Raw genomic sequence first — 20847 nt, forward strand, 5'->3', positions numbered from 1 at the left:
CGAGAATCACCATAATCTGGAGATCTAAATGTCCCTGGTTCGCCCTCACGGCAGCGTCGAGCTGCAGCCCCGTTTTGTGTACGACAGTGAAAGGCATCACCAGCTGATGCACGAAGCGGAGTCCCTGCCTTCGATTGTGGTCAGTTCCGCCGCCGCGGCCAACGCGGTAATGCTGGGCGCCGGCTACTTCAACCCGCTGCACGGCTATATGAAGCTGGCGGACGCGCTGAGTGTGGCCGAGTCCCTGCGCACCGTTGACGGTCTCTTCTGGCCGGTGCCGGTACTGAATATGGTGAAGGACACCAGTGCCATCGAGGGTGCCTCCCGCATCGCCCTGCGCGACCCCAATGTCGAGGGCAACCCGGTGCTGGCGATCATGGACGTGGAGGCGATCGAGACTGTCTCCGACGAACAGGTCGACACCATGGCCGGGCATGTGTTCGGTACCCTGGACGAGAAGCACCCGGGCGTGGCCACCTTCAAATCCGCCGGCCGCCAGCTGATCTCCGGCTCTATCGAGGTACTGAACTTCAGCTACTTCCAGAACGACTTCCCGGATACCTTCCGCACCGCGGTGGAAATCCGCAACGAGTTCACCGAACGCGGCTGGAACAAGGTGGTGGCCTTCCAGACCCGCAACCCGATGCACCGAGCCCACGAGGAATTGTGCAAAATGGCGCTGGACGGCGTCGACGCGGACGGCGTGCTGATTCATATGCTGCTGGGCCAGCTGAAGCCGGGCGATATCCCCGCGCCGGTGCGCGATGCCTCCATCCGCAAGATGGTGGAGCTCTACTTCCCGGCCAATACCGTGATGGTGACCGGCTACGGTTTCGATATGCTTTACGCCGGCCCGCGCGAGGCCGTACTGCACGCGGTCTTCCGCCAGAATTGCGGCTGCAGCCACCTGATCGTCGGCCGCGACCACGCTGGGGTAGGGGACTACTACGGTGCCTTTGATGCGCAGACCGTCTTCGACGACAAGGTGCCGGAGGGAGCCCTGGAGATCGAGATATTCCGCGCCGACCACACGGCCTACTCAAAAAAGCTGAATAAGGTGGTGATGATGCGCGATGTGCCGGATCACTCCAAAGAGGACTTTATCCTGCTGTCCGGCACCAAGGTGCGCGAGATGCTGGGCGACGGCATTGCACCGCCGCCGGAATTCTCCCGCCCAGAGGTGGCGCAGATCCTGATGGATTACTACCAGAATCTGTGATCTGGCGTAGGTGGGCGCAGCCCACCTATCCGGAATTAAAAAGGGCGGGTTGAATCCCGCCCTTTCTGTCTGTGCCCGCTGCCGGTCAGCGACTGGCGGCGCTCTCGGTGCCGCCGTGGGGCTCCTTCTCCAGGCCGAAGTCCTCGTCCAGGGTGCCCTTGGCGCCCGGCTCTTTCGGCGCCCAATCCCGCGGCGGCGCGACACTCTGCAGGTTTTCGTCGTTTTCGCTCAGTTTGCCGCTGCCGGCTTCCAGCATCTGCCGGCCTATATCCTGGCTGGACAGGCGCAGGGCGCTGTTGGCCAGGTACTCGTGCACTTCCCTATAGCTTTCGGTGAGGTTGTGAACCAGCTGGGAGGTCTGGTCAAAATGTTCGTTTACCTGCAGCTGGAAGTCCTCCAGCTTGCTGTTGGCCTCGCGCAGGCGTAGCTCCAGCTCCTGGGTGCGGTCCAGGCTGCCGCGGCCGCGCACGGCGAGAAACGCCAGCAGGGCGCCCAGGGCCAGACCTAGGATACCTACCAGAATCAATACCGATGTAGAGTGCACTAATACTTCCTCCTCAAATAAATGACAGCTGTAGCCATCCTTGACTTAGAGCACCGGCCGAAAGCCGGCGCTGGGTTTAGAGTATACGCGAATAGTGCCGTTCCGTCGGCTAGGCGGTCACTCGGAGAATTTGGTAGAGTGGCGCCCCTCGCAACAAGGCAGTCCATTCCCACATCAGCCATGTCCCCAGCCAGCTCATCACTTCTGTCGCCGCTCGAGCGCTACCAGCGCGACCTACAGCGCCCCGATTTCGTCGCCGACCCGGCGCAGGCCGCCGCGGTGCAGGAACTGCAGCATCTCTATTCGCGCCTGCTCGAGAAAGAAGGGCGGGGCGGCCTGTTCGGGCGTTTGCGCAAGCTGTGGCGGGATCAGTCGGAGCCGGAACGCGGCCTCTACTTTTGGGGTGGGGTGGGCCGCGGTAAGACCTACCTGATGGACGCCTTCTTCGAGTCGCTGCCCTTTGCACAGAAGCAGCGCACCCACTTCCACCGCTTTATGCGCGAGGCGCACCGGGAGCTGAAGGCGCTGGCGGGGGAGAAGAATCCGCTGGAGAAGGTCGCTGACAGGGTGGCGGCGCGGGCGCGGGTGCTGTGTTTCGACGAATTCTTCGTCTCCGATATCGCCGATGCGATGATCCTCGCCGGCCTGCTCGACGCGCTCTTCCGCCGCGGCGTGACCCTGGTGGCCACGTCCAATATCGAACCCGAGGGGCTGTACAGGGATGGGCTGCAGCGGGCGCGCTTCCTGCCTGCCATAGCCCTGTTGAAGCAGTACACCAGGGTGGTCAATGTGGATGGCGGCACCGATTACCGGCTGCGGGCGCTGGAGGTGGCCGAGTTGTACCACTCGCCGCTGGACTCTGCGGCGGATGCCAGCCTGGCGCGCAGCTTCGCCAGCCTGAGCGTCGAGGGCTGCGAGGTGCGCGAGAAGGTGGACCTGGATATAGAGGGGAGGCGAATTCGCGCGCTGAAAGTGGCGGACGACGTGGCCTGGTTCGATTTCAGCGATCTCTGCGACGGCCCGCGCTCGCAGAACGACTATATAGAGCTGGCGCGGGAGTTCCACACGGTGCTGTTGGCGGAGGTACCGCGTTTCAACGAGCGCACCGAGGCCCAGGCGCGGCGCTTTATCAACCTGGTAGACGAGTTCTACGACCGCTGCGTCAAACTGGTAATCTCCGCCGAGGTGCCGGCGGAACGGCTCTACGGCGGCAAGCACCTGGTGTTCGAGTTTGAGCGGACGGTCAGCCGGCTGCTGGAGATGCAGTCCCACGATTACCTGGCGCGGCCGCACCGGCCGGATTGAGTTGCCCCACAGTCGACCCGCACCGTTTCACATCCGCTTGACGCCCGCCGATCCACACTGGCGCAGATTCCCTGTTGACTGCCACGGAAATCTGCCATGGATCATATTGAACTTCGCGCCCTCGGACACTGGTTCGAGGGCCGCTCGCAGGGCGGTGAGCCCGAGACCATTTACCTGTTCGACAACCTGAACCTGACCGTCCGCGCCGGGCGCAGCCACGCCATACTGGGGCCATCCGGCGCGGGCAAGTCCAGCCTGCTGTCGCTGATCGCCGCGCTGGAGCGGCCCAGGTCCGGCGAGGTGGCGATTCACCTGGACGGAAGAGCGGCGGATGCTCCGTCCCTGCGTCGCCGCTCCGGCTTCGTGTTCCAGCAGTTTCACCTGCTGCCGGAGCTGGACGCCCTGGGCAATGTCGCCCTGCCGCTGCGCCTGCGCGGCGACGGCCAAGCCCGCGAGAAGGCGCGCCACTGGCTCGAGCGCGTGGGGTTGTCCGCGCGCGCCGCCCACAAGCCCAATCAGTTGAGTGGGGGCGAGCAGCAGCGCCTGGCCATAGCCCGCGCCTTTGTCGCCGAGCCGGCCTTTGTGTTCGCCGATGAGCCCACCGGCAACCTGGATCAGCACACCGCCGCCTATATCGGCGAACTGCTGTTCGGCTGTGTACAGGAGCAGGGCAGTGCCCTGGTGCTGGTGACCCACAGCGACACCTTAAGTCGTATGGCGGATTGCCGCTATCGACTCTCCGGTGGTCATCTGGAGCTGCTGGCATGAACTTTCTCACACTGGCCTGGCAGGAGTTCCGCAGCGACCTGGGGCAGGCGGATACCCGGCTGCAATTGCTCGCCCAGATACTGCTGGCTTTTTTCCTGCTGCTGCTGAGCCTGAGCGGCGCCTCCCTGCAGAGTGCCCTGCAGCAAAACCTGAGCGACATGCTGGGGGCGGACCTGGTGCTCGAGCGCCACCGGCCGCTGAGCGAGGCACAGAGGTCCGCGCTGGCCGAACTGAGCGCGGACCTGAGCGAAACCCGATTGCTGGATATCACCTTGAGCCACGCCGGGCGACACCAGCAGGTGCAGCTGAAACTGGTGGATCGCCACTATCCGCTGCAGGGGCAGCTGGCCGTGGGTCGCTCGCGGGCCTCGGAACACGAGTCCGCCGGGCGCGGCCCCGGCGCCGGGGAGATCTGGCTGGACACCCGGGCTTTAGTGGGACTCGGGCTGGCCACCGGCGAGTCGCTGCATCTGGGCGGCAGAGAATACCTTGTCAGCCGCGCGCTCTTTCACGAGCCGGACCGGCTGCTGGAAGGCCATTCGGTGGCGGTGCGGGCCATGGCGGCGCTGCCGGCGGGAGCGGCTGGACCGCCCCTTGCCGGCGACACCCGCTATCGCTACCTGCTGAATGCGGACGCCTCCCAGGAGGCCGTGATTGTCGCCTGGGTGCAGCGAGAACTGCCGGACGCGCGTCTGGTCCGCAAGCGCGGCGGGCAGCACCCGCTGGCCGGTTTCTGGCAGCGGGTGGAAAATTTCTTCGGCCTGAGCGCCTTGGTACTGTTTGTGCTGGGCGGCGTGGCCATGGACCTGATCGGCCGTCGCCTGCTGCGCCGCGAGGCCTATCGCCAGGCGGTGTACCAGAGCCTGGGGCTGTCGCCGGCGCGGGGCCTGTGCCTCTACGGCGCAAAGTGGATGCTCGGGATCGCGCTGTCGTTCCTGCTGGCCGGGCTGCTGGCGCTGGCCGGGCAGCAATGGGTGCTGAAGTTGTTGCAGGGCCATCTCGCCGGTGCCCTCGGTGCAGACATCGGCGCGGAGATCGGTGCGGAATTGGAAGCCGCCTGGCATCCGGGCGTGCTGGCGAGGACCTTGGGTCTCCTGTGGCTGCTGTTACTCTGCCTGCAGTTGCCGACCCTGATCGGCGTCGGGCGCGCCAGCGTGCTCGAACTGTTGCGGCCGCAGCAGCGCTTGCCGGCGTTGGCGCTACGCCTGGCCTGGATGTTGACCTGCTTCAGCCTGCTGGTGGCGGCCTATTCGGACAATAGCCGCCTGACCCTGCTGATGATCGGCACCCTGCTGGTCACACTGCTGCTGATAGCATCCCTGACCTTTGCGCTGCTGACACTGGTCGAGCGCCTCACCCGGCGGCGGGGTGGCCTGCTGGCTTTCTGCCTCTTCACCATGCGGCAGCGGCTGCTGGGCAAATCCGCCCAGGTGATGGGGCTGGGCCTGTGCGCCACCCTGTTGCTCTTCACCTTTATGCTGCTGCGGGACCTGGGCCAGGCCATGGAGGCGAATAGCCGCGCGGTGGACGGCAACCTGCTGATCGTCCGCGCCACCTCGGCGCAAATGGCGGATATCGAAGCCTGGAACCGGCGCACCGGCAGCGTCCTGCGCCAGTCGCGGCCCTATGTGCGCGCGCAGCTGGTGCGCATCAACGGCCTGGCGCCAGAGGCGTTCAGCGGCCAGCCCAGCGAGAGCCTGAGCCGCATCGCCAGGCCCATCCGGTTGAGCTGGTCCGCGGAGCTGCCGGCCAACAACCGTTTGGCGGCGGGGCGCTGGTGGCAGGCGGGGGATGAGAACAGGCGACAGATCTCCGTCGAGGACGAGGTGATGGCGGACCTGGGCCTGTCCCTGGGGGATGCCCTGGCGTTCGCCATCGGCGGGCAGCTGGTGGAATTTACCCTGGTCGCCGGGCACGCCTATCGGCCCGGCGCGGGTTCCATCACCTTCTGGTTCCAGGTGCCGCCCGGGGCAGTGGAATCGCTCGGTGTGGAGCTGCTGCAGATGGGTAGCATGGAGCTGCCCCAGCGCGCCTGGTCCCAGCTGGGTGAACTCTGGCGGCGACATCCGGGGCTGGAACTCCTGCCGGTAAAACAGCTGAGCGAGCGCTTCGACGCCACCCTGGCCCTGGTGACCCGGGTGGTGGCCGGCTACAGCCTGCTGCTGGGCCTGATGGCCCTGTTGCTGGTGGCGGCCTGCGTGCGCGGATTCGAGCGGGACGACCGGCGCAAGAACGGCCTGCTGCTGAGCCTGGGGCTGAGGCGGCGCCACTGCCTGCGGTTGAATCTCTACGAGTGGCTGATCACCGCGGCCATTGCCGGTGGCGGCGCCGTCGCCGGCACCAGCCTGGCGGGGCAGCTTATCTACCGCTCCCAGTTCCACCTCAATTACCGTCCGGACGCGCTCTATCTGTTGGGCACGCTGGCGATCATGGCCGCCGTGCTCTGCCTGCTGGGGCTCTGGTGCTGCCGGCACAGCCTCAAGGCGTCGGTGGGCGAATTGATGGCCGAATCCTGATTCACATCCATTTCACAGCGGCGGCGATAGCCTGGCAGCGCCCATTAATGAAAAGGAGTCAATTTCCATGAAGCGACTGATCGCAGTGCTGAGTCTGTGTCTGTGCACCCTGTCACCGGCACTGGCCGGCGAGGCCCCGCGGGTGCTGATGGTTCTGAGCGGCTACGGCCTGGACCGGGGCGAGGAGCGGCCGGGTTACGAGTTCGATGAATTCGCCCAGGCCTACCTGATCTTCAGGCAAAACGGCCTGGCGGTAGATATCGCCAGTCCCCGGGGCGGCGCCGTGGAGGCGGATCAATACAACCCGGACAAGCCTTTCGTAAAGGTCGTCACCGAGGATGCGGCGGCTGTAGCCAAACTCGAAAACACCCTGGCCCTGGACGGGCTGAAGGCCGAGGATTACGCGGCCGTGTTTGTGGTGGGTGGCAAGGGCGCCATGTTTGATCTGCCCGGGGACCGGAACCTGCAGCGCCTGATCGCCGGCGTCTATGAAAACGGCGGTGTGGTGGCGGCCGTGTGCCACGGCCCGGCGGCGCTGGTGAACGTAAAACTCAGCGATGGCAGCTACCTGGTGTCGGGCAGGGCGGTGAACGGTTTTACCAATGCCGAGGAGCGGGCGTTTGGCAAAAAGTGGATAGAGCACTTTCCCTTTCTGCTGCAGGACAAGCTGATCGAGCGCGGTGGCCGCTTCCAGCACAGCGACCTGATGCTGGGCCATGTGGCCGCAGACGGGCGCCTGCTCACCGGCCAGAACCCGTCGTCCACACCGAAGCTGGCCGAAGCCCTGGTCGAGTCCCTGGGTATTGTGCCCAAACCCCGCGAGCCCTTTGTGGAGGAGCGCACCATGGATATGATCGCCCAGGTGTGGGATGGCAACGTGGAGGCCGGCGAGTCTTTCCGCCGGAATGCCGCGGGCTATGAGCCCAAGTTGGTGTCGCTCTATGGCTTCTATCAGCTGCAATTCAGTCGGGATGACCGGCAGTGGCAAAAGGCGGTGGCCCTGATGGAGTTGGGCAGCGTTCACTTCCAGCACCCCACTGTCGAACTGGCCATGGCCCGCGGCCACGCGCAGTTGGGTAATCGGGACAAGGCCAGGGCACTGCTGATCCGCCTGCTGGAGGAGCACCCGGATATGCAGGAGGCCCGGGCCGTGTTAAAAGAACTTCAGTGACGGGTGACGGTAATTCGGCATGACGAACGCCTTGCACATACTGGTGGTTGAAGACCAGGCGGCTATCCGGGCGAATATCGCCACTTACCTGGAGGGACGCGGCCATGTGCTGGATTTTGCCGGCGACGGCGCCCAGGGGTTGGCACTGGCCCTGGCGCAGCCCTACGACCTGGTGGTGCTGGACCTGATGTTGCCGGGCATGGATGGCCTGTCGGTGTGCCGCGCGCTGCGCGCCAGGGCCAGCCGGCATATCCCGGTCCTGATGCTGACTGCCCGGGACAGCCTGGCGGACAAGGTGGAGGGATTCGGCACCGGCGCCGACGACTACCTGACCAAACCCTTCGCCCTGGAGGAGTTGGAACTGCGCGCCCTGGCGCTGGCCCGCCGCCATCTGCTCAACACCGAGCAGGTGTTGGAATTGGGGGCGCTGCAGGTCGACCGCCAGCGTAGGGAGGTCAGGCGCGACGATCGCTCCATCAAACTTAATGCCATCGACTACCGCATCGTCGAGGCCCTGGCCGAGGCCTACCCGCAGGTGATGACCCGCAGCGAACTGGTGTGGAAGATCTGGGGCGATGAGCCCACCGAATCCGACGCGCTGCGCACCCATATCTACCAGATACGCCGCGTGCTGGATAAACCCTTCGACCGCCCGCTGCTGAAGACGGTGCACGGCGTCGGCTTCGTGCTGGAGGTTTGATTGACGCTCAGGTTCCGCTTCGTCGTATTTTTCTGCGCCTTCGCTCTGCTGCTCGGCGCCCTGTTCAGTGCCGTGAACTTCCTGCTGGCCTACACCCTGGAAGACCGGGTGTTCGAGCGCGAGCTGGCGCGGGAGGCGGACTACCTGGCGGCGCACTTCCGGCGTCACGGGCAGTGGCCGGAACCGCGCCGCGAAAACTACAGCCTGCACCTGACCACGGCATCCCTGCCGGTATTGGTGCGGGAAACGCTGGCGGCCGAAACCGGGCGCACCGAGTTTTTCGGTGAAGGCGGCCGGCACTATCATCTGCGCCGCCTGGCCGACCGGGACGCCGTGCTGCTGGCGGAAGTCAGCGCCGACCTGCTGGTGCGCCCCCGCGCCAGGGCCATGCTGGTCGCCCTCGGGCTGCTCACGCTGGCGATGATGGCGGTGGGCTGCGTCCTCGCCTATGCCTTTGCCCGCGGGGCGCTCGCACCCCTGTCCAGGCTGACCCGGCAGGTGGAGCTGCGGGCCCCGGAAGCTATCCCCGGGGGATTCGCTTCCGGCTGTCCCGACAATGAGATAGGCGTGCTGGCGCGGGCGCTGGACGACGCCTTCGGCCAGGTTGGGGAGTATGTGGAGCGCGAAGTGCAGTTCACCCGCGACGCCAGCCACGAGTTGCGCACGCCCATCTCCGCGGTGAGCGGCGCCGCGGAACTGCTGGCGGGCAGGGGCGACCTGGATCCCGAGGCGCGGATACTGGTGGAGCGCATACGGCGCGCCAACCGCGATATGGTGCAAACGGTGCAGACCCTGCTGACCCTGGCCCGGGATGAGGGCGATCAGTTGCCGGTGGAGCGCCTGTCCCTGTTGGCGGCGGTGGAAAAGGTGGTGGTGAGCCAGGCCCGGTTGCTGGAAGGCAAGGATGTGGCGGTGAGGATAGATATCGACCCGGGCCAGACCATCGAGATGCCCGCGGCCGTGCTGGACATACTCCTGACCAACCTGATCGCCAATGCGTTCCAGTACACCGCCGAGGGCGAGGTATCCATTGCCTCCGGCGCAGATACCCTGGTGATCGCCGATACGGGCGGGGGCATAGCGCCGGAATTGCAGCCGTATGTCACCCGGCCCCTGGTCAAGGGGCACGCCAGTCGGGGCTTCGGCATCGGGCTGTCCATAGTGCAGCGGCTGTGCGACAGGTATCGGCTGAAGCTCGCGATCGATGACTGCGGTCAGGGGTGTCGGGTGCGTGTTTTCTGGTCTGGCGGGGCGGAATAGATCCCACTCAAAATCGCTTGAAAAGCATACACTCCTTATGTACTATCCGCGCTCTTTCGTGGGATGGCCCCATTTTCGGGGTCTTATTACAGGTGTTTATAACATGAAGACATACAGTGCCAAGCCGGAAGCGGTCAAACGCGACTGGTACATTGTCGACGCTGCGGACAAGACTCTCGGCCGTATTTCCGCCGAGATCGCTCACCGTCTGCGCGGCAAGCACAAGCCTGAGTATACGCCCCACGTGGACACTGGCGATTACATCGTTGTAATCAATGCCGAGAAGGTCCGCGTGACCGGCAACAAGGCCAAAGACAAGATCTACCACAGCCACTCCGGCTACCCCGGTGGTCTCAAGTCCATCAGCTTCGAGAAGCTGATCGAGAAAGCGCCCGAGCGCACCATTCAAAGCGCCGTAAAAGGTATGCTGCCGAAGGGTCCGTTGGGTCGCGCCATGTTCAAGAAGCTGAAAGTGTACAGCGGCAGCGAACATCCTCACGCGGCACAACAGCCGATTGAACTGGCGATCTAAGGGGGAAGACTCAGATGGCAACTACGCAATATTACGGCACTGGCCGCCGCAAGACCTCCACCGCTCGCGTATTCATCGAGCAGGGTGAAGGCAAAATCACCGTGAATGGCCGCACTCTGGACGAATACTTCGGCCGCGAAGTGGCGCGCATGATCGTGCGTCAGCCGCTCGAGCAGGTCGACATGGTGGAAAAATTCGATATCAACGTCACTGTTAAAGGTGGTGGTTCTTTCGGTCAGGCGGGTGCTATCCGTCACGGCCTGACCCGCGCCCTGATGCAGTATGACGAAGCGCTGCGCCAGCCGCTGCGCGCCGCGGGCTATGTAACCCGCGACGCCCGTGCGGTGGAGCGGAAGAAAGTGGGTCTGCGCAAAGCGCGCAAGAAGCCGCAATTCTCCAAGCGTTAAGCTACTTTCAAGCCCGGCCATTGCCGGGCTTTTTTCTGTCTCCCGATTCGTCTGGCGCCGAACGCTTCTTGTCATTTCTGGTTATTTTCTCGCCAGTTCGCTGCGGTATTCCCGACGTTCCCCGCCGCATCGCCTTGTATCAAATTGGCATTTTCTTTAACATTGCGCGAATTTGTATCCGCTCGATTTATGGGGTTTATTCGCACCGGCACAACCGGGGGCGAAATTTCCTTTAAGGATTTTTTTGGGTTTGGGCCAGCCGATCTCGCATAGATGGGAGACGCTGTGATGGGAGAACTACGTCATGAGTGATGACGGTGTAAATGTAGGACGGCGCCGCTTCCTGACCGCCGCTACCTCGGTTGTTGGTGGCGCGGGTGCGGTGGGTGTAGCCGTACCTTTCGTCGCATCCTGGAATCCGAGTGCCAAGGCCAAGGCCGCCGGCGCGCCGGTCAAATACAATATCAGCAAGCTCGAACCGGGCCAGATGGTCACCGTGGAGTGGCGTGGCAAGCCGGTTTACGTGGTGCGACGCACCGAGCAGGTACTGCAGGACCTGGAGAAAGTAGAGCCGCTGCTGCGCGACCCCAACTCCGAAGAGTCCATTCAACCACCCTACGTGGATCCGGAAAACCGCTCCATCAAACCGCAGATGCTGGTGCTGGTCGGTCTCTGTACCCACCTGGGCTGCGCGCCCATGTACCGCCCGGAGGTGGGCGCCGCCGATCTCGGTGGCAGTGAGTGGATGGGCGGCTTCTTCTGCCCCTGCCACGGTTCCAAGTACGATATGGCCGGCCGCGTGTACAAGGGGGTTCCCGCACCCACCAATCTGGATGTGCCGTCTTATTCCTATGAGAGCGATGACGTGATTGTGATTGGCGTGGATCAGGAGGGCAGCGCATGAACTGGTTAACCGCACTGGGTGACTGGGTGGATCAGCGTCTGCCGATCTACCAGGCCTGGGACAAGCACATGGGCAAGTACTACGCGCCCAAGAATTTCAATGTCTGGTACTTCTTCGGCGTATTGTCGCTGCTGGTACTGGTCAACCAGCTGCTCACCGGTATCTGGCTGGTGATGAGCTACAACCCCTCCGCCGAGGGCGCCTTTGCCTCAGTCGAGTACATCATGCGCGATGTGGAATGGGGCTGGCTGATCCGCTACCTGCATTCCACCGGCGCCTCGGCGTTCTTTGTGGTGGTCTACCTGCATATGTTCCGCGGCCTGATGTACGGCTCCTACAAGCCGCCGCGCGAGCTGGTGTGGATCTTCGGTATGTGCATCTACCTGGTGCTGATGGCCGAGGCCTTTATGGGCTATGTACTGCCCTGGGGCCAGATGTCCTACTGGGGTGCGCAGGTAATCGTGTCGCTGTTCGGCGCGATACCCGGTATCGGCGAGGACCTGGTGCAGTGGATTCGCGGTGACTACCTGATCTCCGGCATCACCCTGACGCGCTTCTTCTCCCTGCACGTGATCGCACTGCCGCTGGTACTGGTGCTGCTGGTGGTGCTGCATATCCTGGCACTGCACGAAGTGGGCTCCAACAACCCCGACGGCATCGAGATCAAGAAGAACAAGGACGAGAACGGTATTCCCAAAGACGGCGTGCCCTTCCACCCCTACTACACGGTGCACGACCTGGTGGGCGTGGCGGTGTTCCTGTTCATCTTCTGCGTAGTGGTGTTCTTCTTCCCGGAAATGGGCGGTTTCTTCCTTGAGTACGCCAACTTTGAAGAGGCGAACCCACTGAAGACGCCGGAACATATCGCGCCGGTCTGGTACTTCACGCCCTTCTATGCGGTGCTGCGTGCGGTGACCATCGACATTGGCCCGCTGACCGCCAAGTTCCTCGGCCTGGTGGCCATGGGTGCGGCCATCGCGATACTGTTTGTCCTGCCCTGGCTGGACAAGAGCCCGGTGCGCTCCATCCGCTACAAGGGATTCCTGCCCAAGGCCCTGCTGCTGCTGTTCGCCGCGGTATTCATCATCCTCGGCTACCTGGGCGTGAAGTCCCCGACTCCGGGCCGCAACTTCCTGGCCCAGGTGGCGACCCTGTTCTACTTCGCCTACTTCGTGACCATGCCCATCTGGAGCAACCCGAAGGAGCGCAAGGGCATGGCCTCCTGGATTGTCAGCGGCGTCTTCGGGGTGTTCTTCCTGTGGATGGCGGTTACCAACTTCAAGGCGAGCCTGTTTGTCGGTATTGCCTCCCTGCTGCTGGCGGCCTTCTTCGCCGCACTGCCGTGGCTGACAAGCCGCGACGCCGTGCACCCGGAGCCAGAGCGGGTGACCAGCCCCTCCGGCGAGAAGACCTTCGGCGTACTCTTCTTCGGTATTATCATTGTCGGCTTGTTGGCATTCGTGCCGATCAAGGCGGTGGGCGCCGAGAGCAGTGTTGAACTGGACCACATCAACATCGATCTGCAGGACAAGCCGTCCCTGCAGCGCGGTGCCAAGTATTACGTCAACTACTGCATGGGCTGTCACAGTGCCAACTTCTCCCGCTGGGAGCGGGTGGCCACCGACCTGGGTATTCCCAACGAGCTGATGATGCAGAACCTGGTGCTGGGCGACGCCAAGATCGGTCAGTTGATGCAGATCTCCATGCGCCCGGACGACTCCAAAGTATGGTTCGGCGCCGCGCCGCCGGACCTGACGCTGGTTGCCCGCGCCCGCTCCCCGGAATGGCTCTACACTTACCTGCGCAGTTTTTACAAGGATGACAGCCGCCCCACCGGTGTGAACAACAAGGTTTTCCCGAGCGTGGCCATGCCCCACGTGCTGCTGGAGCTGCAGGGCCTGCCCGAGTGTGCGCCCGGTCCGAAGCGCGAGCACGGCCATATAGTGCGCGATGAGCTGGGTAACCCGATCATGGACGCCGACTGCGGCAGCCTGAAAGTTGGCAATATCAAAGGCACTATGGATGAGGCGCAGTTCGACCAGGCCATGTACGACCTGGTGAACTTCATGGAATACATCGCCGAGCCGATGGCGGAAGATCGCAAGCGTGTCGGCTTCTATGTACTGGCGTTTATCCTGGTGTTCTTTGTCTTCGCCTGGTTGCTGAACCGCGAATACTGGAAAGACGTGCAGCACTGAGATCTTGGCCGATTTTCCTTTACTGGGTGGTGGAGTTACTCCGCCACCCTTTTTATGTTTTTGGATCCATGGTCGGCGCAACAGCCGACCAACTAGTTTGAGGTAGTTAGAAGATGGGTGTGCCGACCAACAAGCGCTCCTCCATGACCTTCTTTTCCGATGGTCGCAGTCATTACAGCCACCGGGTGCGTATAGTGCTCGCGGAGAAGGGGGTCTCTGTCGATATCATCGATGTGGATCCGGACGATAAGCCTGCGGAGCTCGCCGACCTCAATCCGTACAACTCGCTGCCCACCCTGGTGGACCGCGACCTGGTGCTGTTCGAGACCAAGGTGATGATGGAGTACCTGGACGAGCGCTTCCCGCACCCGCCGCTGTTGCCGGTCTACCCAGTGGCGCGGGCCCAGAGCCGCCAGATCATGCACCGCATCGAGCGCGACTGGTGTCCGCTGGTGGACAAGATACTGGCCGGTGGTAAAGACGCCGCTGCGGCGCGCAAGGACCTGCGCGACAGCTTCGTCGGCATAGCGCCGATGTTCACTGATCTGCCGTACTTCTTCAACGAAGAGTTCTCACTGGTAGACTGCTGTATGGCCCCGCTGCTGTGGCGCCTGGAGCAGTTCGAGATCAGCCTGCCGAAGACCAAGCAGGCCAAGCCGCTGCTGGACTATATGGACCGGCTCTTCTCCCGCGAGGCCTTCCAGCAGAGCCTGACCGAATTCGAACGGGAGATGCGCTGACAGCGCGAGCCTTGAGAGGCCTTTTTTGGGGGAGACAGCCTTGAGCCAGGGGAGAAATAGGTGAGTAAACCGGCCATGACATCCAATCGCCCGTATATCCTGCGGGCTTTCTATGAGTGGATAACCGATAACCGGTGTACGCCCTACATCCTCGTCGATACCCATCTGCCCGGCGTGCTGGTACCGCAGCAGCACGTCAACGAAGATGGGCAGATAGTGCTGAATATCTCCGAGAGCGCGGTAGCCGGCCTTAACATGGACAACTACGCCATCCGCTTCAATGCGCGTTTCGGCGGCGTGCCCACCGATATCCAGGTGCCGGTGGGGGCGGTAGTCGGTATCTACGCGCGTGAAAACGGCCAGGGCATGGTATTCGAGGCGGAGGAAACCCCGGAGCCACCGGAGCCGACACCGCCCACCAGCCTGGGGCGCAAGACCGCGAAGAAGCCGGCCCTGCGCGTCGTCAAATAGTGGCGAGTGGTCGGTGTTCAGTGGCGAGTGCAAAGCGCCCAAGAGCACCGATCACTTGCAAGATCTGGGATCCATTTCCCCTGCAATCCCCACCTAGCACGTATAATCTGCGGCAAATTCCACATTTCGCCTTCGTATGCCGCCCTATATACAGTGGCTGCGTTACAGCTGGCTGCCACTGGTCCTGCTGGCATGTCTCGCGGCGCAGTATCTCTCCTGGTTTGATTTCCTGTCCCTGCTGACGCCGCGGCTGCCGGCAGTGCTGTTGGGCATATCCCTGGCTCTGGGGATTTCCTTCAAGTCCAGTCGAATCGCATTTACTTCGGCGCTGCTGCTGGCCGTGTACCTGTCTGCGGAAACCGCGTCCTGGTTACACCGGGGACAATGGTTTTCGCTCGCCCTGGGCCTGGTCGCCTGCAATTTGGCCGCGATCGCCTTCAGTCGCGACCGCAGTCTGCTGAGCGGTTCTGGCCTGCTATTACTGCTGGCGGTGTTCGCGCAGATCGGCGCTCTCTACGCACTGCAAACCTGTTGCGAACAGCCGCTAATCGACGCCTGGTCGGCGACAGTGGTGGCAATACCGCTACCTGGCAACGAAGTACAGTTCAGTCTGGAAATGGTGGTGTTTCTCGCCGCAGCCCTGTTGACGTTGCTCCAATCGATTTTCCGGCCAGAGCCCACCGGCTTCGGCTTGCTACTGTGTATCCTGCTGCTCGCCGCCACGGACAGATTCGGGTTGCCTATACAGCAGGCGGCCGCCGCGGCGGGTTTGCTGTTGAACCTGCTGGTATTGCGCAGCGCCTACGATCTGGCGTTTCGCGATGAATTGACCGGAATCCCCTCGCGCAGGGCATACAGCCGCTATCTGCTGACCCTGGGGCGTCATTTCTGTATCGCCGTGGTCGATATCGACCACTTCAAGAAACTCAACGACCGCCATGGCCACCAGGTTGGCGACCAGGGGCTGCGCATGGTGGCGGGCAAGATTGCCCGCTTCGGTGGCGGCCGCGCCTTCCGTTACGGCGGTGAGGAGTTTGTGGTGGTATTTCGCGGCCGCGACAGGGACAGGGCGCTGCATTCGCTGGAGCAGATGCGCGAAAAGATAGCCGGCTATCCGCTGCGCCTGCGCTCCAGTGCGCGCGATCCGGCCAATAGCGCCAGGTCCCGCAGTCGGCGCGGACAGGGCGGCGGCAATGCAATCAAAACCACCGTGAGTGTCGGTGTCGCCAGCAGCGGTGGCAAGTTGAGGTCACCGGAAGAGGTGTTGCGGGCCGCGGATAGCGCGCTCTACAGGGCCAAGCGCGGCGGGCGAAATCGCGTCTGTGTCCACAGCTGATATGAACCATTCGCCTATAAAATTGGCGCCTTATTCCTGATTTACATTGGTTAATCTTCCGCCGGACCCCGATACTGCTAAGCAATGCCATGAAGGGAACAACAAGGGAGAAGGCGCGTGCGACTACTCAGCCACACCATCGGAATTTTCACCCACCCCGACAAAGAGTGGGAGGCCATTCGCGCCGACCGCCACTCCTTCGTTCAGGTATTCCTCAGCCATGTGCCGATACTTGCGCTGATTCCCGCCATCGCCGGCTATATCGGTGTCACCCGTGTCGGCTTCGAACTGGGCGGGCACCTGACCAGGCTGACGCCCGAGAGCGCCGCGGTGCTGGCGGTAGTGATCTATTTCGCGATACTGGCCGGTGTCTATCTACTCGGCGAGTTCATCAACTGGATGGCCAAGTCCTACGGCGTCGAGGACGACGAATCCACGCGCCACTACGAGGGTACGGCATTGGCGGTATTCGTCACCACGCCGATTTTTCTCGCCAGTGTTGTCCTGCTGTATCCGCACCTGTGGCTGGCGGTTGCGGTTATCGGTCTCGCGGGGATCTATTCGGTCTACCTGCTGTTTGAAGGTATCCCGATCCTGATGAATATGAACAAGGAGCGCGCCTTCCTCTATGCTTGCGCGGTGGTCACGGTGGCGCTGGTGATGATGGTCACGGTGATGATCGGTTCGGTGATTCTGTGGAGTATGGGGGTGGGGCCCGTCTACCAGAGCTAGCTCGTCTCGGGTTGTCGGTGTTTTTGCAACAGGCTGACCTGCATCGTCTGCAGGTCGCCCAGGGTGCGCTTGGCGAGGCGCGGGCCCTGGGTCATTACCAAGGTCAGGCCGTAGTGGCCCTGGTTGAGCAGTAACTCGCTGAGCCGCAGTCTTTCCACCCGCGAAGCGCCCACCCCGAGCCGTTTCAGCATCCGCGCCTGAAAAGTCACCACAAAACGGTCGTGTTCCTCGTCCAGCGCCCTGAGTTCCGGGACCTCCAGAATCGTCTGCAACAACAGCGCCAGCCCGCCCTGGGCCCGGTAGACGCCCGCCATTTTTTCCAGGAAGCGCTCGACAAAGACCTCCAGTGCCATGGATTCCAGCGTCCAGCGCGCTATCTCTTCCAGCGCCGTGCGATTGGCGGCCAGCCACTGCTCGGCGAGGGTGTAGAGAATCGACTGTTTGTTGGGGAAATAGCGATACAGGGAGCCGACGGAAATGCCCAGTTTCTCGCTGATATAGGCGGTGTTGAGTTTTTCCAGTCCCTCTTCCTGCAGTATCTCGATACTGGTATCCAGAATCTGCTGGCGGCGCTGGCGGGCTCTCTCCTGCTGCGGCTGGTTTCTGCGCTTGACGGCTGCGCTCATGTTGCGGCGTCTCGTTGTTGAGTGCGCCGCATTCAAGCAAGTGTGCATCGATTTATCAACTCGGGAGCGGAGAATCCCGGCGCCGGTCTACCCCGACCGGCCCATCAACTGCTCCGCGATCGCGTGCATTATCTGTGGCCCGTCCACTTCGTTGCTCTCACTCTCCGCCTGCGGATGTGAGGACTGCTTGACGATGACCACCCTGGCGACCGGATCGATATAGATAAACTGCCCGTGCACGCCGATGGCGCTGACCGCCTTGTGCGGATTGTTAAAGGTCCACCACTGGTCGTGGTAGGCATAGCCGATCTGCTCGTACCAGGGATCCCGGTAGAGACGATTGAAGGGTTCCGGATCGCCCTTGTCGAGGAGGCGCTCGGCCACCGCCGCAGGCATGACCTGCTCGCCGTTGAATCGACCGCGCTGCAGTATCATCTGCCCCAGCCGCCCGCCGTCGCGCAGGGTGAGATTGAGCCCGCCGCCGGCCATTTCGGTGGCCGAGCGGTCCAGCCAGAAAAAGGCATCCCGCTCTGCGCCCAGCCGGGACCAGATGCGCTCGGCAAAAAACTCGGAGAGGTTTTGCCCCGATTGCCGCCGGACTACCCAGCCCAGTACATCGGTATCCGGCGTCACATAGTGAAATGCCTTCCCGTGCTGGCCGCGCTTTTGCAGGGTGCCGAGATAGTCGTGGATATTCAGCGGCCCGGCGTAATCGCGCGGCTTATTGCCGATGCCAAACACATAGCCGTACTTCCAGATATCCGCATCGGGATCCGTGTAGTCCTCGCTGTAGCGGATGCCGACGGTCATATCCAGCACCTGCTGCACACTGGCGTCGGCAAAGGCGCTGCCCTTCAGTTCCGGCAGGTAGAAGTCCACGCTCTTTTCCAGATCCACCATGCCCTCATCGGCGAGCATCAGCAGCATGGCGCCGGTAAGGGACTTGGTGGCGGAGAACATCTGGTGATGGGTGTCGGCGGTCTGGCCGTTGAAGTAGCGCTCGTACACCAGCTTGCCGTCGCGCAGCACCAGGAAGCCGTCGGTGTAGGATTCCTGCAGCCAGCGGGATACGCTGAGACGTTTGCCGCTGGCCAGGGCAACCTCCAGATCGCCCAGCTCTACGTTGTCGCCTTCCAGCGGCGAGACGGCACCCTGCCCGCGGCTTACGGCGCGGGTGGGCACCAGCTCGCGCATATGCTGCAGGGCCCAGCGGTTGTAGGGCGCCTGCATAAAATTGCCCTGGTCGACGCGCTTGTCAGCCGGGGGCGGGCTGCCCTGCATCAGCCCCAGTTCGGCGGCCGTCTTCGGCGCCTCGGTGGCAGCGGCGGCGCAGGCCAGGGCCAGGCAGCCGGCACCCAGGGTCAGGGCGGTTAGTTTGCGCAACATGATTTGCTCCAATCGATATCTCGCTGTTTTTATTCCGCCCGGTAGACGGTCTCGCCGTCAAACCAGGTCTGCAACACCCGGGTTTCGCCGATGCGATCCGCCTGGCCCTTCTGCGCCAGCGCCACTATATCCCGGTCGACGACGATAAAGTCCGCCTTCTTGCCCGGTTCCAGCGAGCCGGTCAGCGCCTGCTGGTTGAGCAGGCGGGCGCCGTTGATGGTGTAGCTGTCTATGGCATCCAGGATCGACAGACCCTGATCCGGGTTGAAGGCGCCGGCACCGGCATCGCGGGTCACCGCGCGCTGGATATTGAGGAAGGGGCGCGGATCGTCCGTCTCCACTGGTGCATCGGAGCCGGCGGCGACTATGCCGCCCGCCTTCATCAGGGCGCCTGCCGGGTAGACGTTGCGATAGTAGTAGCTGTCCTTTCGGTACAGTTCTTCAGACGACGCCAGTTTTTCGATAAAGGGCACCACCGTCATGTCGTACCCGGGGCTCTTTACCGCCCAGGCGAAAGTGAAGGCGACCGGAATTTTCAATTCCGACAGCCGCGCAATATCTTCGTCCGTGGCCAGTTGCAGATGGGAGATGCTGTGGCGATTGACCGGCTTTTTACCGTCGGATACCGTGGCTACGGCATCGACGGCGGTGCGCACGGCCCGGTCGCCTATCGCGTGGAAATGTACCGCGAAACCGTCTTTATCAGCCCGTTGCACGAATTCGTTGACCACCGCCCCATCGGCCAATAGTGCACCGCGGCTGCGCTGGCACTGTGACGGATGGAAGCCGTTGTCGCGAATAAACGCCTGCACCCGAGTGTCATCGGCTGCGGCCTTTTGTTCGGCACGCGCCTGTACACAGGCTTTTGAATCCAGATCCACGTAACCCTGGATTTCCAGGCGCTCATCGCCCAACTTGTAGATCGGCTGATGGAAGTCGTGCAGCATGGCCGAATTGGGCAGCGTCGGCGGCGATGCCAGCGGATCGCCCTCGAGCACGCCGTCGACAAACAGCTTGAGCGCATCCGCCTTGACGTTGGGTATGGAGCGGTATTTTTCCCGCGTTGCGCGCGCGTCGGCAAACAGCGCCTTGAAGTTCACTGCACCGCTTTGATCGCGGTAGTGTTCCGGCTTCAATAGCTGCGCCAGGGTGATGCGCAGGGGCACCGAGGGCTGCTTGAACAGCTCGTCGTAAAGCGGCTGCAGTTCCGGTGCCACGGCCGCGTCCTGGATCGACGTGATGCCGAGGCTGGACAGTTGCGCCGGTATCTGCCCCGCGTGTTTCATATACAGGGGCAGGTCGGCGGTCAGTATCCAGGGGCCGCCGAGCACTTCGATCACATGCTCATTGATGGCGCCGTTGGGTTCGCCCTGGGCGTCGACACCGACAAACGGCTGCAGGTCGGCGAAGTCGGACTGCAGTGTCTTGGCGGAAAGCCCGAGCCTGCGCTTGTCGCGCGTAGCAGCGCGAGCCAGGCCCGCGCTGTTGGTCGCATTGTGGTGACCGTCGTTGCCGAGCAGCACTATCGGGTGCTTAGTAGAGGCGGCGTCCAGCGCCTCGCGCAGGGTCCGCATCTGGGCGCTAGGTAAATTGTTCTCGCTGAAATTCCACTGCCGCACCGCCAGCCACTCGCCTTCCGCGGGCTTGAAGCGCTCAACGCAACCGCGCACAAACGCGGCGATCTGCGCGAGGTTTTTTCCTTCGCTGTGCAGGTTACAGCCCTCGTAGGAAATAATCCCCGCCGGGTGCACATGGGTGTCGTGCAGCCCTGGCAGTACCAGCTTGCCGTCCAGGTCGACAACCTCTGTCTGCGGTCCAATCCATTTCCTGGCGGCATCGCTGCCGCCGGTAAATACCACCCTGTCGCCGCGCACGGCCATGGCCTGCACCAGTGTCTGTTCGGCGTCGGCGGTGTAGATTTTTCCGTCCAGCAGTACCTTGTCCGCGGGTTCGGCAGCGGACGCCAGGCCGCTCAGCAGGCCGGATACGATTAACCCGGCAATCAGTTTCCGTTGCATAGTCTGTTTCCTCC

19 protein-coding genes are annotated in these 20847 nt (G+C 62.9%); 15 read left to right on the forward strand and 4 right to left on the reverse strand.

The features are described from left to right. Positions 1-28 precede the first annotated feature (28 nt). Entirely contained in the window at positions 29-1219 is a 1191-nt protein-coding gene (gene sat / locus IG627_RS09310) for a sulfate adenylyltransferase (protein WP_226864873.1), read from the forward strand. A gap of 85 nt (positions 1220-1304) precedes the next feature. On the opposite strand, the gene IG627_RS09315 is transcribed toward sat, so the two are convergent. Next, positions 1305-1763 carry a YhcB family protein gene (locus tag IG627_RS09315; RefSeq protein ID WP_193192068.1) on the reverse strand — a complete coding sequence of 153 codons (459 nt, stop codon included), beginning with the start codon at positions 1761-1763 and terminating at the stop codon, positions 1305-1307. Between the two features lie 180 nt (positions 1764-1943). On the opposite strand from IG627_RS09315, the gene zapE reads away from it, so the two are divergent. The 14 genes from zapE to IG627_RS09385 all read left to right on the forward strand — a co-directional run bounded on the left by zapE (position 1944) and on the right by IG627_RS09385 (position 16803). Continuing rightward, on the forward strand, positions 1944-3068 hold the full coding sequence (gene zapE, locus IG627_RS09320) for a cell division protein ZapE (RefSeq protein ID WP_193192069.1): 1125 nt from the start codon (positions 1944-1946) through the stop codon (positions 3066-3068). Between the two features lie 96 nt (positions 3069-3164). Further along, complete coding sequence (locus tag IG627_RS09325) at positions 3165-3836, forward strand: ABC transporter ATP-binding protein (protein WP_193192070.1); 672 nt, start codon at positions 3165-3167, stop codon at positions 3834-3836. Continuing rightward, positions 3833-6352 (forward strand): ABC transporter permease, encoded by a 2520-nt coding sequence (locus IG627_RS09330; protein WP_193192071.1) that lies wholly within the window; start codon positions 3833-3835, stop codon positions 6350-6352. Before IG627_RS09325 ends, IG627_RS09330 begins: the two co-directional genes overlap by 4 nt. Before the next feature lie 67 nt (positions 6353-6419). Beyond that, positions 6420-7523: a type 1 glutamine amidotransferase domain-containing protein gene (locus tag IG627_RS09335; protein ID WP_193192072.1), complete on the forward strand. Its 1104-nt coding sequence runs from the start codon at positions 6420-6422 to the stop codon at positions 7521-7523. Positions 7524-7542: 19 nt separating this feature from the next. Continuing rightward, a complete protein-coding gene (locus IG627_RS09340; RefSeq protein WP_193192073.1) occupies positions 7543-8223 on the forward strand; it encodes a response regulator transcription factor in 681 nt (226 codons plus the stop codon). Further along, the gene (locus IG627_RS09345) at positions 8224-9483 is read left to right on the forward strand and encodes a sensor histidine kinase (protein ID WP_193192074.1); all 1260 of its coding nucleotides are present in this window, start codon (positions 8224-8226) and stop codon (positions 9481-9483) included. Between the two features lie 103 nt (positions 9484-9586). Next, complete coding sequence (rplM, locus tag IG627_RS09350; protein WP_193192075.1) at positions 9587-10015, forward strand: 50S ribosomal protein L13; 429 nt, start codon at positions 9587-9589, stop codon at positions 10013-10015. A gap of 14 nt (positions 10016-10029) precedes the next feature. Further along, complete coding sequence (gene rpsI / locus IG627_RS09355) at positions 10030-10422, forward strand: 30S ribosomal protein S9 (protein ID WP_193192076.1); 393 nt, start codon at positions 10030-10032, stop codon at positions 10420-10422. A 304-nt stretch (positions 10423-10726) separates the two neighbouring features. Continuing rightward, positions 10727-11326 carry a ubiquinol-cytochrome c reductase iron-sulfur subunit gene (petA, locus tag IG627_RS09360; protein ID WP_193192077.1) on the forward strand — a complete coding sequence of 200 codons (600 nt, stop codon included), beginning with the start codon at positions 10727-10729 and terminating at the stop codon, positions 11324-11326. After that, positions 11323-13524: a ubiquinol-cytochrome c reductase gene (locus IG627_RS09365; RefSeq protein WP_193192078.1), complete on the forward strand. Its 2202-nt coding sequence runs from the start codon at positions 11323-11325 to the stop codon at positions 13522-13524. The genes petA and IG627_RS09365 overlap by 4 nt, the downstream gene beginning before the upstream one ends. A 113-nt stretch (positions 13525-13637) precedes the next feature. Continuing rightward, positions 13638-14264 carry a glutathione S-transferase N-terminal domain-containing protein gene (locus IG627_RS09370; protein WP_193192079.1) on the forward strand — a complete coding sequence of 209 codons (627 nt, stop codon included), beginning with the start codon at positions 13638-13640 and terminating at the stop codon, positions 14262-14264. Between the two features lie 75 nt (positions 14265-14339). Beyond that, positions 14340-14735: a ClpXP protease specificity-enhancing factor gene (locus tag IG627_RS09375; RefSeq protein WP_193192121.1), complete on the forward strand. Its 396-nt coding sequence runs from the start codon at positions 14340-14342 to the stop codon at positions 14733-14735. A 136-nt stretch (positions 14736-14871) separates the two neighbouring features. Continuing rightward, positions 14872-16071 carry a GGDEF domain-containing protein gene (locus IG627_RS09380; protein ID WP_193192080.1) on the forward strand — a complete coding sequence of 400 codons (1200 nt, stop codon included), beginning with the start codon at positions 14872-14874 and terminating at the stop codon, positions 16069-16071. Between the two features lie 117 nt (positions 16072-16188). Beyond that, positions 16189-16803, forward strand: coding sequence for a Yip1 family protein (locus tag IG627_RS09385; RefSeq protein ID WP_193192081.1), 615 nt, complete (start codon positions 16189-16191; stop codon positions 16801-16803). Here IG627_RS09385 and IG627_RS09390 read toward each other — a convergent pair. The 3 genes from IG627_RS09390 to IG627_RS09400 all read right to left on the reverse strand — a co-directional run bounded on the left by IG627_RS09390 (position 16800) and on the right by IG627_RS09400 (position 20833). Beyond that, the gene (locus tag IG627_RS09390) at positions 16800-17429 is read right to left on the reverse strand and encodes a TetR/AcrR family transcriptional regulator (protein ID WP_193192082.1); all 630 of its coding nucleotides are present in this window, start codon (positions 17427-17429) and stop codon (positions 16800-16802) included. The genes IG627_RS09385 and IG627_RS09390 overlap by 4 nt on opposite strands. 87 nt (positions 17430-17516) lie before the next feature. Continuing rightward, positions 17517-18815 (reverse strand): serine hydrolase domain-containing protein, encoded by a 1299-nt coding sequence (locus IG627_RS09395; protein WP_193192083.1) that lies wholly within the window; start codon positions 18813-18815, stop codon positions 17517-17519. Between the two features lie 29 nt (positions 18816-18844). Further along, positions 18845-20833, reverse strand: coding sequence for an amidohydrolase (locus IG627_RS09400; protein ID WP_193192084.1), 1989 nt, complete (start codon positions 20831-20833; stop codon positions 18845-18847). Positions 20834-20847: the final 14 nt, after the last annotated feature.

Source organism: Microbulbifer taiwanensis (assembly GCF_014904815.1).
Lineage (GTDB): Bacteria > Pseudomonadota > Gammaproteobacteria > Pseudomonadales > Cellvibrionaceae > Microbulbifer > Microbulbifer taiwanensis.